12 protein-coding genes and 1 pseudogene are annotated in these 14,373 nt (G+C 66.3%); 7 read left to right on the top strand and 6 right to left on the bottom strand.

Annotated elements, in window-relative coordinates; translation table 11 throughout:
* Window positions 1–157: 157 nt before the first annotated feature.
* Complete coding sequence (locus ACSYDW_RS05950; RefSeq protein ID WP_438337791.1) at window positions 158–1,615, bottom strand: aldehyde dehydrogenase family protein; 1,458 nt, start codon at window positions 1,613–1,615, stop codon at window positions 158–160.
* A gap of 196 nt (window positions 1,616–1,811) precedes the next feature.
* On the opposite strand from ACSYDW_RS05950, the gene ACSYDW_RS05945 reads away from it, so the two are divergent.
* From ACSYDW_RS05945 to ACSYDW_RS05930, 4 genes are all read left to right on the top strand, one after another.
* Window positions 1,812–3,245, top strand: coding sequence for an APC family permease (locus ACSYDW_RS05945; protein ID WP_438337790.1), 1,434 nt, complete (start codon window positions 1,812–1,814; stop codon window positions 3,243–3,245).
* A gap of 26 nt (window positions 3,246–3,271) precedes the next feature.
* Window positions 3,272–3,649: a DMT family transporter gene (locus ACSYDW_RS05940; RefSeq protein WP_438337789.1), complete on the top strand. Its 378-nt coding sequence runs from the start codon at window positions 3,272–3,274 to the stop codon at window positions 3,647–3,649.
* A gap of 96 nt (window positions 3,650–3,745) precedes the next feature.
* On the top strand, window positions 3,746–5,179 hold the full coding sequence (locus tag ACSYDW_RS05935; RefSeq protein ID WP_438337788.1) for an NAD(P)/FAD-dependent oxidoreductase: 1,434 nt from the start codon (window positions 3,746–3,748) through the stop codon (window positions 5,177–5,179).
* Complete coding sequence (locus tag ACSYDW_RS05930) at window positions 5,176–5,622, top strand: cupin domain-containing protein (protein WP_438337787.1); 447 nt, start codon at window positions 5,176–5,178, stop codon at window positions 5,620–5,622. Before ACSYDW_RS05935 ends, ACSYDW_RS05930 begins: the two co-directional genes overlap by 4 nt.
* 84 nt (window positions 5,623–5,706) lie before the next feature.
* Here the strand turns inward: ACSYDW_RS05930 and ACSYDW_RS05925 are convergent, their stop codons facing one another.
* The 3 genes from ACSYDW_RS05925 to ACSYDW_RS05915 form a co-directional block, all read right to left on the bottom strand.
* A complete protein-coding gene (locus ACSYDW_RS05925; RefSeq protein WP_438337786.1) occupies window positions 5,707–6,738 on the bottom strand; it encodes an agmatine deiminase family protein in 1,032 nt (343 codons plus the stop codon).
* A 75-nt stretch (window positions 6,739–6,813) separates the two neighbouring features.
* Window positions 6,814–7,380, bottom strand: a complete 567-nt coding sequence (locus tag ACSYDW_RS05920) for a TetR/AcrR family transcriptional regulator (protein WP_438337785.1) — start codon at window positions 7,378–7,380, stop codon at window positions 6,814–6,816.
* Window positions 7,381–7,382: 2 nt separating this feature from the next.
* Entirely contained in the window at window positions 7,383–8,882 is a 1,500-nt protein-coding gene (locus ACSYDW_RS05915; RefSeq protein ID WP_438337784.1) for a purine-cytosine permease family protein, read from the bottom strand.
* 161 nt (window positions 8,883–9,043) lie between these two features.
* Between ACSYDW_RS05915 and ACSYDW_RS05910 the strand changes: the two are divergent.
* Window positions 9,044–10,708, top strand: a pseudogene (locus tag ACSYDW_RS05910) (amidase); the annotation flags it as partial.
* 438 nt (window positions 10,709–11,146) lie between these two features.
* On the opposite strand, the gene ACSYDW_RS05905 reads toward ACSYDW_RS05910, so the two are convergent.
* A complete protein-coding gene (locus ACSYDW_RS05905; RefSeq protein WP_438337783.1) occupies window positions 11,147–11,755 on the bottom strand; it encodes an NADPH-dependent FMN reductase in 609 nt (202 codons plus the stop codon).
* 75 nt (window positions 11,756–11,830) lie between these two features.
* Entirely contained in the window at window positions 11,831–12,271 is a 441-nt protein-coding gene (locus tag ACSYDW_RS05900) for a UPF0158 family protein (RefSeq protein WP_438337782.1), read from the bottom strand.
* Window positions 12,272–12,520: 249 nt separating this feature from the next.
* Between ACSYDW_RS05900 and ACSYDW_RS05895 the strand changes: the two genes are divergently transcribed.
* Both ACSYDW_RS05895 and ACSYDW_RS05890 read left to right on the top strand, forming a co-directional pair.
* Window positions 12,521–12,991, top strand: coding sequence for a MarR family winged helix-turn-helix transcriptional regulator (locus ACSYDW_RS05895; protein ID WP_438337781.1), 471 nt, complete (start codon window positions 12,521–12,523; stop codon window positions 12,989–12,991).
* Complete coding sequence (locus ACSYDW_RS05890) at window positions 12,984–14,372, top strand: MFS transporter (RefSeq protein ID WP_438337780.1); 1,389 nt, start codon at window positions 12,984–12,986, stop codon at window positions 14,370–14,372. The genes ACSYDW_RS05895 and ACSYDW_RS05890 overlap by 8 nt, the downstream gene beginning before the upstream one ends.
* The last annotated feature ends 1 nt before the right edge of the window (window position 14,373 follow it).

Below are 14,373 nucleotides of genomic sequence, written 5' to 3'. Positions count from 1 at the left end.
CGGGTTCCTTCGCTGCAACGTCCACCGGCGCCGTTCGGGGTGAATATCGGTCAGGCGCCCGGAGGGGCGGGACTGCCGCGGCGCCGTTGGCTCCTTGTTAAGTGCGTACGGCTGTGGCGATACTTCCGTATCGCCACAGCCGTACCTGTCTTTTACCTTAGCCGAGGTGGATGACGCCCGTGCGGAGGTCGGTCATGTCCAGCAGCGTGTGCACGCCGCCGATGCGGCCCCAGCCGGTGCCCTTGCCGCCGGCGCCGCCGAACGGCATGTTGATGTCCCACCAGCCGTTGGAGTCGTTGACGACGACCTGGCCGGTCTGCATCTCCTCCATGAAGCGGAAGGCAGTCTTCATGTTCTGCGTGAAGACCGCGGACTGCAGGCCCAGCGCGTCGGAGTTGGCGATGCGCAGGATGTCGTCGTCGTCCTGGCCCACGATGATCGGCAGTACCGGGCCGAAGGACTCCTCGCGGCTGAGCAGGCTGTCCTCGCTCACGTTGTCCACCACGGTGAATTCGTAGTAGAGGTCGGTGGGGAAGTCGGTGCTGCGCTTCCCGCCCAGCAGGATGTCGAGGCCACGCTCGCGGGCGTCGGCCATGTGCGCATCCATCTTGACGGCGACCGTCTCGTTGTTCAGCGGGCCCAGGTTGGTGCCCTCGGCGAACGGGTCGCCGAGCTTCACGGTGGCCTTGGCGTACTCCAGGACCTCCTTGACGAAGGCCTCGTGGATGTCCTTGTGGACGATCACGCGCTCGGTGGCGCAGCAGACCTGGCCGGCGCAGAAGAATGCGCCGTCCACAGCGGCCTTGGCGGCGCGCTTGAGGTCGGCGTCGGCCAGCACGACGACCGGGCCGTTGCCGGAGGCCTCCATGATGGAGCGCTTGAAGCCCGCGGTCTTCTGGATCTTGGCGGCGGTGGCCGAGGAGCCGATGAAGCCGATCGCGTCGATGCCCTCGTGGGAGACCAGCTTGGCGCCGAAGTCGCCCTCGCCCGGAAGGATGGAGACCAGGCCGGCGGGGACGCCCGCCTCGATCAGGCACTCCATGGCCGCGAGCACGGTCAGCGAGGTGTTGGACGGCGGCTTCACCACGTGGGCGTTGCCGGTGGCGAGGCCCGGTGCGACGAACTCCGCGAACATCAGCAGCGGGAAGTTCCATGGGGTGATGATGCCCCAGACGCCCACGGCGGCGCGGAAGGTGAACATGCGCTTGTCGGTGTCGGAGGACGGGATGGTTTCGCCGTTGAGGCGGATGGCGTCCTCGGCGTGCAGGTGGAAGAGCTGGGCGGCTTCGGTGATGTCGGCGATGGACTCGGCAAGCGGCTTGCCCTGCTCCATGGACTGCAGGCGGGCGAGCTCGTCGATGCGTGCCTCGAGTGCGTTGCCGATCTTGTGGCAGATCTCGGCGCGCTTGAAGACGCCGAGCTTCTGCCAGGCGCCCTTGGCCTCGTGGGCCTTGGCAACGGCCAACTCCAGGTCTGCCTCGGTCGGCACGGGAATCGAGGCGATGAATTCACCGGTGGAGGGGCTGAGGACATCGTAGCGATCCTCGCCACTTCCATCGGAGTACTCGCCGGCGATAAAGAGTTGCGTGCGTGTCGGCACGGAGACAGCAGTCATGGGATCCGTTTTCCTTTCGAGGGGAAACCTCGGTTGATGATGTAGATCACTATAGTCCTCTGAGAATTGCCGTCAAGAGCAGTTTTCAATGCGCGTTTGTTGTGAGAGCAATTTAGTGTCCAGCTATTGACTTTCCCGCTAACTTTGACAAGCTTCTGTTTGTCCTACTGACGGTGACCGATTTGGAGAAGCACTAATGGCCGAGCAGACAGCGCTCCCCGAGAGCGACGAGCAACTACCCAAGAAGATGCGATGGTTCGACGGGTTCGCAATGTCCATGACCATGCCGGCCGCGCTGATCGCGACCCTCGGTGCCACCATCGCGGACCTCGGCGGCTGGGGCGCTGCCTTCCTGTGGGCCGTGTCGATGGTCATCGCCATGGGCGTGAACTGGATCTACACCGAACTTGCGACGATGTTCCCGGATTCCTCCGGCGGCATCACGCACTACGCCGCCGAGGCGTGGAAGAAGCGGGCCCCGTGGGTCGCACCGCTGGCGAGCGTCGGCTACTGGTTCCCCTGGGGCACCAACCTCGCCACCTACGGCGCGGTGACCGGCGCCCTGATCACGGCGCAGTGGTTCCCGGACTCCGCCTGGTCCCTGAACATCGGGCCCATTGAAATCACCCTGCCGATCCTGATCGGCATTGGCGTCATCCTCTTCATGTACCTGATCAACGTGGTCGGTGTCCGCCTGACCATGGCCTTCGTGTATATCACCGCGGGCATCCTGATGATCCCGCTCTTCGCCTTCATCGTCCTGCCGCTCTTCAGCGGCCAGTGGGCACCGGGCGAACTGACCTGGAACCTGCACGGTCTGGACGGCCTGCACCGGGCACTGGTCTGGCTCTACATCATGGCCTGGACGACGTTCGGCATCGAGGTGTGCGCAACGTTCGCCCCCGAATACCGCGACTCGGTCAAGGACACCACCAAGGCCATCAAAGCAGCAGTGCTCTTCTGCATGGGCGTCTTCTTCCTCATCCCGATCACCCTGGGCGGCTACGCCGGCGAGGCCGCCATCCAGGAGGACCCTGCAACCTTCTTCATCTCCAGCTTCGCGTCCCTGGTGGGCGGCGCTTCCGACCTCATGGTCCTGTGCCTGATCGCCTCGCTGCTGCTGATCATGACCACCTCCGTGGCCGACGCCTCCCGCGTGCTGTTCAACATGGGCAAGTCGGGCATCACCGTGCGGGCCGTGGGCAAGCTGAACAAGCGCGGCATCCCGTTGCGCGCACTGAACGTCATGCTTGTCATGAACATCCTGGTGCTGGTGGTCCTGCAGTCCCCGCTGGCCATCATCGTGACGGGCAACCTCGGCTACATCCTCACCCACATCTTCGCGGTCTCCGGCTTCTTCCTGCTGCGCAAGGACCGCCCTGACGCCGCGCGCCCGATCAAGCTCGCCCCGTTCTTCGTCCCGCTCTCGATCGTGCTGACGGTGTTCATGGTGCTGATCCTTGTCGTCGGCGCCACCGGCTTCTCGGTCACCGGATACGGCGGGTTCAAGGAACTGGCCATCGCCCTGGGCGTGCTCGCTTCCGGCGTGGTGATCTGGGTGTTCGTGCAGAAGAACGATGCACGCAAGCGGGTCGCGGAGTCCGTCTCCGAACCCACGAACGCCAGCTAGCCGCCCGAGAAGGGAGTGTCGCGACCATGCACTGGTTCCTCCTGGCGGTGGCCATCGCCGCGGAAATCCTCGCCACCTCGCTGCTGAAGCTCTCGGCGGGATTCACCAAACCCCTGGCGAGCATCGGCACGGTGCTGTGCTACGCGGCCTCCTTCTACACGCTGAGCCTCGTGCTGCGGTACGTCCCGCTGAGCGTGGCCTATGCGATCTGGTCCGCCGCGGGCACCATGGCGATCGCCCTGATCGGTGTGGTCTTCTTCGCCGAACGGCTCACCGCCCTCCAAATCGCAGGCATCCTCCTGGCCGTCGCCGGGGTGGCCATGATCAACGTGGGCGCCGCCCCTGCGGCATCCGCGTCCTTCGCCCCCGCAGGCCTGACCGGGACCGAACACCAACAACACTGAGGTCCCCTGCACCAAGGTGCCGCGGGAGCGCCGTGGCCGGCTTCGCCGCCGGCCACGGCCCTCCCGCGGCACGAAAACCGGAAATGAAAGTACAACATGAGCATCTACGAAAACGTGGCCGAATCCTACGAGGCATCGGCGATCGATGCCGCCCTGCACGGGGTCAGCCACGTGCCCTACTGGCTTGACGACCCGGAACGTCCCGCGGCCCTGCCCGCCCTGGAGGGGACAGTGGAAACCGACCTGTTGGTGGTCGGCGGCGGGTACTCGGGCCTCTGGACGGCGCTGATGGCCAAGGAACGCGATCCCGGGCGCAGCGTCACGCTGATCGAAGGCCAGCGCATCGGCTGGGCGGCGTCGGGGCGCAACGGCGGGTTCTGCGAGGCCTCGCTGGTGCACGGAGATTCCAACGGCCGCCAGCACCTGCCGCAGGAAAACGACCTGCTGCGCGAGCTTGGCCTGGAGAACCTGCGCGAACTTGCCGATGCCGTGGAGCGCTACGGCATCGACTGCGAGTTCACCTTCTCCGGCGTCCTCAAGCTGGCCACCGAGGACCACCAGGTGCAGTGGCTGCGCGATGAAACCAAACGCTACCCGGAACTCGAGTTCCTGGACCGCGACGAGGTCCGGGCCAGCGTGCACTCGCCGGTCTACAAGGCGGGCCTGTGGGACAAGGAGGGGACGGCGATGGTCAACCCGGCCAAGCTGGCCTGGGGTCTGCGGCGCGCCTGCCTGGAATTGGGCGTGCAGATTTTCGAGAACACGCAGGCAACCTCGATCGACGACACCCCGGAATCGGTCGTTGTGGCAACGAGTGCAGGGATTGTCTCCGCGCAGCGCGTCGCACTGGCCACCAACGTGTTCCCGTCGCTGCTCAAGCGCCACCGCCTGCACATCATCCCGGTCTACGACTACGCGCTGATGACCGAACCGCTCACGGAGGAACAGTTCGATTCGCTGGGGTGGAAGGACAAGCAGGGACTTGCGGACCTGAACAACAGGTTCCACTACTACCGGATGACCCGCGACGCCAACGGCGCCGTGCGCATCCTCTTCGGCGGCTACGACGCCGAGTACTACTTCGGCGGCAAGGTCAGCCCCGAATACGACCAGAACACCGAGACCTTCCGCAAGCTCGTCACCCACTTCTACTTCACCTTCCCGCAGCTCGAGGGCGTGAAGTTCTCCCACGCCTGGGGCGGCGCCATCGACTCCTGCAGCAGGTTCTTCGCCTTCTTCGACACCTCGCACAACGGGCGCGTCGCCTACACCGCCGGGTTCACCGGCCTGGGCGTGGGGGCAACCCGCTTCGCCGCAAACGTCATGCTCGACCTGCTCTCCGGGGAAAAGACGCAGCGCACGGAACTGGACATGGTGAAGAAGAAGCCGATCCCGTTCCCGCCCGAGCCGGTGGCCTGGATGGGCGTCAAGCTCATGACCGGGGAACTGGCCCGCGCGGACCGCAACCAGGGCAAGCGGGGACTCTTCCTGAAGACCATGGACGCACTGGGAATGGGGTTTGATTCATGAGCAACGCAGCACGCGGCACGGCCGGGGAAAACACCGCAACGTCAACCGATTTCCGGCTGGAAGCCCTGCGCGGAGGCGAGAGCGTCGAGGTTTCGGCCTTGGAGCTTGTCCACGAGGCCGTGGCACCCGAGCAGGACGGCGGGGACAGTCCCACGACCGGCTCCATCGGGTTGGGTTCGCTGGCCGGGGTCGAATTCGGTGTCTGGGAAATGAGCACCGGGAACATGTTCGACGTCGAAGCCGAGGAAATCTTCGTTGTCACCGCCGGGCGCGGCACCGTGGTGATCGGGCCCTTCGAGGGACGGCCGGCACGGAGCGTCGAGCTGTCCCCGGGATCGTTCATGCGCCTGAGCGCGGGCATGAAGACCATCTGGACAGTGACCGAGACCCTGCGCAAGGTCTACGTGACACCGGGTGCCTCGGTGCCGGAAGGCAACGGGTAGCGGGCCGCCGGCCGCTTTCCGGCGCGACAAAACGCGCGGGTGGTTCGCATTCCCGAGGGATGCGAACCACCCGCTTCTGTGTGCCTACTTCCTGACGGCCTTCGGCTGGTGCTGGGTGATGCAGTGGATGCCGCCGCCGTAGGCGAAGATGTTGCGGGCATCGACGCTGACGACCTTGCGGCCCGGGTAGACCTTGGCCAGGACCTCTGCCGCCGCGGCGTCGTTCTCGTCGTTGAAGGAGCAGGCGATCACCCCGCCGTTGACCACCAGGTGGTTGACGTAGCTGTAGTCGACCCAGCCCTCCTCGTCCGTGAGCGTGGCCGGTGCGTGGATGTCCACGATGTTCCACGGGTTTCCGTCGGGGGCGCTGGATTCCTCGAGGGCGGCGCGGTGCACGTCGTAGAGGAAGTAGTCCGGGTGCGTGGGGTCCATCTGGCGGTGCAACAGGATGGTGCCGGAGCTGGGGATTGTCGCAACGATGTCGACGTGGCCGCGGGTGCCGAAGCGCTGGGAGTCGCGGTACAAGCCGCGCGGCAGCCAGACGGCGCGCTGGGCGCCGATGGTGCGCTTGAGTTCCGCCTCGATCTGGTTGCGCGACATGTCCGGGTTGCGGAAGCGGTCGAGCTGGACGGTGTCGGTCAGCAGGACGGTGCCCTCGCCGTCGACGTGGATGCCGCCGCCCTCGTTAACCATGTCGGAGTCGATGAGCTGCGCGCCGGCGAGGTTGGCGACGAAGGCGCCGAGCTTGGCGTCCTTCTCCCAGCGGGCCCATTCCTGCTGGCCCCAGCCGTTGAACACCCAGTCGACGGCGCCGAGTTCGCCGGCCTCGTTAAGCACGAAGGTCGGCCCGGAGTCGCGCAGCCAGGCGTCATCCAGCGAGGCGGTGATCACCTCGATGTCGGGGTGCAGCATCTGGCGGGCCAGCGCGGCGTCGCTCGGGTCGGCGATCACCGTGACGGGCTCGAACTCGAGGATCGCGTGGGCGACGGCCACCCAGGCGGCGCGCGCGTCGGCACTGGCTTCCGCGCTTTCCCCGAAGCTCTCGCCGTGCGGCGGGAAGCTCATCCAGATCTTTTCCTGCGGGTCGCATTCGCTGGGCATCGTCCAGGTGCTCATGAGGGGGTGTTCTCCTTTAGGTTGCCGGTGGAACCCTTCCACCGGGAAACAGGTTTTCTTTCATGTTCGCGCTGCTCAGTGCCGGGGGACCAGTGCTTCGATCCCGGCATCGAGGGCGGCCTGCGCTTGTTCCGTCGTGATCTGGCCCGAGAGCCAGCGTCCCGACAACCCCTCGACGAGGGTGGTCAGCAGCAGGGAGATTTGTTGTGCGGCGGGTTCGTCCATGGGCCGGTGTGCCCGGACCAGGTCCGCGACGAAGCTCTGCCACGCAGCGGTCGAGGCTTCGAGGTGCTCGGCCAGCGCGGGTTCGAAGACGGCTATCGCACGGATCTCGTTCCAGACGATCGAGTTGGCCTTGACCGTATCCACGTCCTCGATCTCGGCCAGCAGGTGCCTGCGGATTTCGGCGTAGCTTTCGTCGGTCCTGGCCTCGAGGCCGTGGCGCCGGCTCAGCGAGGAATCGTTGACATACCGCAGGGTTGCCGCCAGCAGCCCGTCGCGATCGGTGAAGTGGTAGTAGAGGAGCCCCGAGGAAACCCCCGCTTCCTTTGCCACGTCCTGCACCCGCATTCCCCGCACGCCGTTCTCCGATATGCGCCTGGCGCATGCCTCGAGAATGCGTGTTTGGTTGTCAACCGCCATGCCTACCCCTTCAGGTGTTGTTGTCGTGGCACCGTTCCCGATGCCACGTGCTCCGGCCACAACCGTAGCGAGAGGGCATAGAGTGCGCCAGTCACCAGTGCGGCGGCGGGCAGGCTGATGTCGATTCCGCCGGCGATGTTTGCCCAGGGTGCCGCGTAGAACTTGTTGGAGACGATCATGAGTCCGACGAGCGAGCCGATGGCGAAGGGGATGACCGCCCGCAGGTTCCAGCCGCCGGTGAACCAGTACTTGCCGCCGGTCTTGCCGTCCCCGAAGCGCTGCAGGTCCTCCGGGTCGTAGATGCCCTTGCGTGCCACGAGGAAGCCGACGATGTTCACTGCCAGCCAGGAACCGGCGACGGCGTTGAGCACCACCGTCATCCCGGTGATCGAGTCGATGGCGTTCACCGAGACCACCCCGATGTACATGACGACCACGGCGATTCCGGAGGTGATCAGCGTGGTTTGCGTGCGGGTCAGGCGCGGGATGATGGATTCGAGGTCCAGCCCGCTGGCGTAGATGTTGATGACGCCCTGGCCCAGGCCGCCGGCCAGGGCAATGAGGATGATCGGGACGACGTACCAGGACGGTGCGTAGTTGATCAGGTCCGCCACGTAGGAGGGTGAAAGCTCGACGAAGGAGGAGGCGGTGAAGGCGCCGAAGACCGCTGCGGCGAACAGGCCCAGGAAGATCCCGGCGCAGGAGGCCAGCGCGATGTGCCTGTCGCTGAAGCGCTTGCGGGAGATCCGGCGCGTGTAGTCGCCGACCGCCGGGGCGTAGGAGATCGGGCCGCCCATGGAGATGGTGACGGCGAAGAGCCAGGTCGGCCAGAAGTCGCCCATCAGGTACTCGGCCCGCACCGCCGTGGGGTCGAAACCCGGGGCGAAGGCGAAGACACCGATCAGCAGGAGGACGAGCGCCACGGGGATCACGTACTTCTGCATTGTCACGACGGTCCCGTGGCCGAAGAGGGCGATCAGGATGATCTCGGCCGCGATGATCGCGTAGCCGACCATCATGGCGTTCTGCCCGTCGGGTGTCCCGAACAGGCGGTTGAGTCCGACCACAAGGGCCTCGCCCGAGGTCCAGACGGCGATTGCCGCGTAGGCGATGGCGAACATGAGCGTCACGGCGGAGCCGATGAGCCGTCCGCGGACCCCGAAGTGGGCGCCGCTGGAGACGGGGTTGTTCGTTCCGGTCCGGGGTCCGAGCAGCGTCATCGGGTAGACCATCAGCAACCCGAGGACCAGCCCGACGAGGCTTGCCGAAACGGCCTGGAACCAGTTCAACCCGAAGGTGATGGGCAGCCAGCCGAAAATGATGACGGAGAACGCGAGGTTTCCGCCCACGAAGACGGCGAAGACGTTCCGGGGCGTCGAGTCGCGCTGCTCTTCGGGAATCAGTTCGACGCCGGCGCGTTCGACGCGGCCGAACTTGTCCGGACGTGCCGCTATCAGTTCGTCCCGGCTTGGTGCTTGCATCTGTTGCTGTCCGCTCTCCATGGGCTTGCCCGCCTCGTTTTTTGCTGGTTCAGGGTTGTTGTGCGGATCACAAACTAGCATTAACTGAAAATCCAGTCAATAATGTTTGAAGGCCCGCATTCCGCACCGTGGAACCCGCCGGATGGGGCGCGATCCGCCAGCAAAACAAAGGAAAAGACCCCATGGGAACACCGTTTACCCTCATTGAAGCCAGCGTCGATGAGATCCTCGAAGCGCTCGAAAACGGCTCGACAACCTCCGTCGAACTGGTCGGGGCGTACCTGGCGCGCATCGGTGGCTACGACCGCTCGGGAGTCCGCCTGAACGCCGTGCCGATCCTGAACCCCGAGGCCTTTGCCGAGGCCGAGGCCTCGGACGAGCGCCGCCGCAGCGGTGTGGCCGGGCCGCTGGAGGGAGTGCCCTTCACCGTCAAGGACAGCTACATGGTGAAAGGCCTGACGGTGGCCGGTGGCTCGCCGGCATTCAAGGACCTCGTCGCCCAGGACGACGCCTTCACCGTGGCCCGCATCCGCGAGGCCGGCGGGGTCCTGCTGGGCAAGACCAACATGCCGCCCATGGCCGACGGCGGTATGCAGCGCGGGGTCTACGGGCGCGCGGAAAGCCCCTACAACACCACCTACCTGGCCGCGGCCTACGCCTCGGGCTCCTCCAACGGGTCGGCGGTTGCCACAGCCGCGAACCTCTGCGCCTTCGGGATGGGGGAGGAGACCGTGTCCTCGGGCCGCAGCCCGGCCTCCAACAATGCGATCTGCGCCTACACCCCCTCGCGCGGGGTCATCTCCATCCGCGGCAACTGGCCGCTGTTCCCCACCCGCGACGTGGTGGTCCCGCACACCCGGAGCGTCGCGGACATGCTGCGCGTCCTGGACGTCATTGTCGCCGAGGATGCGAACACCACAGGGGATTTCTGGCGAGACCAGGTTGCCGTCGCGCTGCCGTCCGTCGCCGAGGTCCGCCCCGCGAGCTACAGGTCCCTGGAAAACCCCAACGCGCTGGAGGGCAAGCGCTTCGGCGTGCCGGCGATGTACCTGGGCCAGGATCCGTCCTTCCCGATCGAGGTCCGCCCGTCCATCCTCGCTCTGTGGGCGGATGCCCGGGCGAAGCTTGAGGCCCTGGGTGCCACGGTCATCGAGGTCGGCCTGCCGGTGGTGGAGAAGTACGAGGGCGATACCCCGGGCGGGGAGCGGCTCGACGCGCTCGGCATCCTGCCAGCGGGGTGGATGGATACGGAGTTCACCGAGTTGATCGCCCACGGCTGGGACACGTTCCTGCGCGCCAACAACGACCCGGCACTCAACCTGCTGGCCGACGTCGACCACACGCAGATCTTCCCGACGCCCGCCGGGTCGCTGCCGGACCGCTACATCGAGGTCGAGGACTACGAGAACCGCTACCGCGATGTGGTGCGCCTTGCGGCGGACGGCATGGGCGACGTCGCCTCCCTGTCCGGGTTCCACGATGCCCTGAGCGCCCTCGAAACCATGCGCAAGGAACACTTCGAGGACTGGCTTGCCGCGGAGGGTCTCGACGGCATCGTCTTCCCGGCCAACTCCGACGTGGCCCTCGCGGATGCCGACCTCAATGTGGCCTCCGCCGACGAGGCCTGGAAGAACGGCGTGTTCTACTCCAACGGCAACTACGTCCTGCGCCACCTGGGCATCCCCAGCGTCACGGTGCCCATGGGCACCATGGAGGACACGGGCATGCCGGTGGGCATGACCTTTGCCGGAGCCGCCTACGACGACGACAACCTGCTGGCCTTCGGCTACGCCTTCGAAGTGGCCGCCGCGCTGCGCACCGCGCCGCAGCTGGCCCCGGCGCTCACCGGGGACACGATCGCCCGGACTGCGCCCGCGGTCTTTGGTTCCGCGCACGGGCAGCCGGCCATCACGGTGCGGGCCGCTATCGACCCGACGAGCTACCACGAGGGTGCACGGCGGATTCAGGTCAGCGGCACCATTGACGCGCAGACCGGGGACGCTATCACCCTGACCGTCAACGGTGCCCCGGCGGCGGTCCGCCGCACGGGTGGCACCTGGGAGGCCACAGCCATGCTGCCCGCCGAGGTCATCCCGGCAGCTGTCGGTGGCAACCCCGTCCCGAGCCAGGCGCTGGTTGTTGCCCACGTGGTGAGCGCCGACGGCCTTGCGGCGGGGGCCTTCGTCGAGATTTAGGCCCCGGGCAAACGGCATCGAACCCTGCGTGCAGCCTCACCTGGCGGCACGCAGAGTTCGAGGTGGTTGAAACGGGGGCTGTGCGCGCGGCTACTTCTCGACCTTCACCACCGGGTCGGGGTCGCCGATGTGCCCCTCGGCGTTGGCGTCCAGCACGCGCTGGACGAACGCGGCATACTCGCGCATGTAGTGGGCCAGGAAGTCGGCCGTCGACTCGTCCTTGATGGTGCCGTCTTCACCGAAGACGTTGGGCTTGAAGTTGATGTAGGCCTCGGGGGAGTTCAGCTGCGGGGCGTCAAGGAAGCTGAGCACGCTGCGCATGGAGGACTGCATGACGGCGGTGCCGATGGCGCCCACGGAGGCGCCGATGATGCCGGTGGGCTTGCGGGCGAAGGAGTTGGTGCCCCACGGGCGCGAACCCCAGTCGATGGCGTTCTTCAGCGCGCCCGGGATGGAGCGGTTGTACTCGGGGGAGATGAAGAGCAGGCCGTCGGACGCGGCGATCGACTCCTTCAGGGCCAGCCCCGCGGGCGGGTAGTCGGCGTCGTAGTCGTAGCTGTAGAGCGGGAGGTCCTTGATGGGGATCTCGGTGAACTGCAGGCACTCGGGTGCCACGCTGATCAGTGCCTTGGAGAGGATGCGGTTGATGGAGCCGGTGGCCAGGGACCCGACGAAGTAGCCGATGTTGTAGGTAGACATGGGGCCAGTCCAGCACGGCGGCCGCGGCACCGTCCAGAGGTTTTGGCTGCGTTTTTGGTGAACTCCGCGGGCGGTCTACATGTCTCCGGATTCGAAGCCGGGCCCGGGGTCTTCGATCGCCTCGATGTGGACCAGCCACCGCACGATGACCACGCGCATTGCCGCGTCCTTGAACCCGAACCAGGCCTCGCGTTCATCGGGGAAATTCTCAAGGACGTCCGTGAAGTGCCGGAAGGGTGTGCTGCGGATCAGCGTTTGCTCGAGTGCCCTGCGTGCCGGCCCGTCGGGCAGTGCGACGGTGAAATCCTCCATGTGCTGGTAGGACTCGTAGGCTTCGATGCGGTCGATGTAGGCGTAGTTGCCGGCCTCGATGTCCTCCATGCCCAGGTCTTCCTCGAAACCGGGAACCACCACATCGCCGGTGTCCAGGTCCAGGTAGAACTCGGTTCCCAGGGAGCCGTCGTCCTGCATGGCCCTGCCGATCCGTTTCAGGTCGAGGTCTTCAAGTTTCAGCATTCTGTGTCCTTGCCGCGGGTCGGTGCGCTGTCACCTCCAGCCTTGCGCCCTCTGGCTCGTTGCGCAAGCGAGGGACGGCGTCGAGTCATCGTGCGAAAACGCGCACGCCCCGGGTGGGCGGGATGCCCCGGTGTATCCATTGTTGACATGGGGTCTTGTCAGGGTGTGTTCGATGGTCGCGTGCAGGGTGTCGTCATGGACGGAAATAATGATCAATTAACTTGATCAAGTTGGTTGTATGATTTGTGGATGACCTCCCAGCACCCAACCTCCGAACGCACAACCTCCGAACGCACCGTCGACCCCGAATCCGCTAGGGAACTACTGGATGCCCTGCAGCCCCTCGCGCGCAGGATGCGCGCCGAACGCGGCCTCTCCCCGGGCAAGATGGGCATCCTGCAGCACCTCGCGCAGCACGGCCGGGCGACGGGCAAGGAACTGGCGGCGGCAATACGGGTCAGCCCGCAGGCCATCTCCCTGGCCACGCCGGAACTCGAATCCCTGGGATACATCGAACGGGTACCCGATGCCGGGGACCGCCGCAGGACCTGGATCGAGCTCACCGAGGCGGGACGCACCAAACTTGCGGACGAGGTCCGCGCCGGGGAGCGCTGGATTGCCCAGTCAATCCTCGACCGGCTGACCGAAGGCGAACGCGCGATCCTCAAGGCGGCCATCCCGGTGCTTCGGAAGATCGGTACGGAGGAACCGCGTGGCTGAAACCCGCTCCGCCATGGTGCCCGCGCTGATCTACGCGGCACTCTCCACCGCCATCGTCAGCTCGCTGGGCATGCTGCTGGTGCCCTCGATCTCCCAGGAGATGGGGGTACCGGTCAGCACCGCGCAATGGATGCTGACCCTGAACTTGCTGGCCGGGGCCATCGCCACCCCGGTGATGGGCCGGCTCAGCGACGGCCCGCACAAGAAGAAGCTGCTGCTGGTGTCCCTGGCGATCATCCTCGCCGGGTCCGTCATTGCCGCACTGGCCCCGAACTTCACGGTGTTCCTGATCGGGCGCACGCTCCAGGGACTGACCTACGGGGTTGTCGCTGTGACGATCTCGCTGGCCCGGCGCTACGTGGAGGCAGACAAGGTGCGCGCGGCCATTTCCGGCCTTTCGGTCACCGTGGCCACGGGCATCGGGATCGGCTACCCGCTGACCGGGATCATCGCCGGGTTCGCCGGCTTCCGGTGGGCCTTCTGGTTCGCCGCGCTCTTTGTGCTCAGCGCGATCGTCGTTGTCATCCGCGTGATTCCCGACGGCCCCGACGAGCAGGCGGCGAAGCTCCCCTTCGACACCCTGGGTGCGACGCTGCTGGGCTTGGGGCTCGGCACCTTGCTGCTGGGGATCAGCGAGGGTCCGCGTTGGGGTTGGGGCTCGCCGTGGACGCTGGGCGCGCTGGCTGTTGCCGCGGTGCTGCTGTCCCTGTGGGTGTGGACCGAGCTGCGCAGCGACCACCCGCTGATCAACCTGCACGTCTTCAGGAACGGGGAGGTGCTGCTGGCCAACCTCACGGCGATCGGGCTGGGCGCCGCTCTGTACATCGGGTTGTCGATGGGCAGCCTCGTGGCGCAGGCGCCGGAGAGCACCGGCTACGGCCTGGCGCTGCCCGTGGTCTGGGCCGGGTTCGTGATGTTCCCGCTGTCCGTGGGAAGCTTCGTGGCAAACCGGCTGGTGCACCGGCTGGTGCGCAGGTTCTCCCTGGCCACGCTGCTGCCGATCGGGGCCGCACTGATGGCAGTCGCCGGCTCCCTGCTGTGGCTGGCGCACTCCGAGCTCTGGGAAATCCTGCTGGGCATGCTGCTCTTCGGGCTGGGCCTGGGTTCCGCCTACGCGGCAATGCCGGCGCTGATCGCCCGCAGCGTGGCGAGTGAGGAACTGGGCAGCTCGGTGAGCTTCAACCAGGTCCTGCGCACCATCGGCAGTTCCTTCGGCACCGCGATCTCCGGTGCCGTCATCGCGGCGCACACTTCCGCCGACCACCACGCCACCGCCGTCGGAATCAACCTCACGTTCGAGGTCGGGGCGCTGCTCTGCCTGCTGGTGTTCGTGTCCCTGGCCGTCCACGGGTTCGCCACGCGCTTCCGCTCCGCGACGTAGC

Origin of the sequence: Paeniglutamicibacter selenitireducens (assembly GCF_051550675.1) — a bacterium.
Lineage (GTDB): Bacteria > Actinomycetota > Actinomycetes > Actinomycetales > Micrococcaceae > Paeniglutamicibacter.
Note: the sequence above shows the minus strand (reverse complement) of the source record. Positions and strands in the feature narration are given on the sequence as shown.

Coding starts and splice junctions, on each gene's coding strand:
- ACSYDW_RS05950 (WP_438337791.1), bottom strand. CDS start 1,615: ATGACTGCTGTCTCCGTGCCGACACGCACGCAACTCTTTATCGCCGGC.
- ACSYDW_RS05945 (WP_438337790.1), top strand. CDS start 1,812: ATGGCCGAGCAGACAGCGCTCCCCGAGAGCGACGAGCAACTACCCAAG.
- ACSYDW_RS05940 (WP_438337789.1), top strand. CDS start 3,272: ATGCACTGGTTCCTCCTGGCGGTGGCCATCGCCGCGGAAATCCTCGCC.
- ACSYDW_RS05935 (WP_438337788.1), top strand. CDS start 3,746: ATGAGCATCTACGAAAACGTGGCCGAATCCTACGAGGCATCGGCGATC.
- ACSYDW_RS05930 (WP_438337787.1), top strand. CDS start 5,176: ATGAGCAACGCAGCACGCGGCACGGCCGGGGAAAACACCGCAACGTCA.
- ACSYDW_RS05925 (WP_438337786.1), bottom strand. CDS start 6,738: ATGAGCACCTGGACGATGCCCAGCGAATGCGACCCGCAGGAAAAGATC.
- ACSYDW_RS05920 (WP_438337785.1), bottom strand. CDS start 7,380: ATGGCGGTTGACAACCAAACACGCATTCTCGAGGCATGCGCCAGGCGC.
- ACSYDW_RS05915 (WP_438337784.1), bottom strand. CDS start 8,882: ATGGAGAGCGGACAGCAACAGATGCAAGCACCAAGCCGGGACGAACTG.
- ACSYDW_RS05905 (WP_438337783.1), bottom strand. CDS start 11,755: ATGTCTACCTACAACATCGGCTACTTCGTCGGGTCCCTGGCCACCGGC.
- ACSYDW_RS05900 (WP_438337782.1), bottom strand. CDS start 12,271: ATGCTGAAACTTGAAGACCTCGACCTGAAACGGATCGGCAGGGCCATG.
- ACSYDW_RS05895 (WP_438337781.1), top strand. CDS start 12,521: ATGACCTCCCAGCACCCAACCTCCGAACGCACAACCTCCGAACGCACC.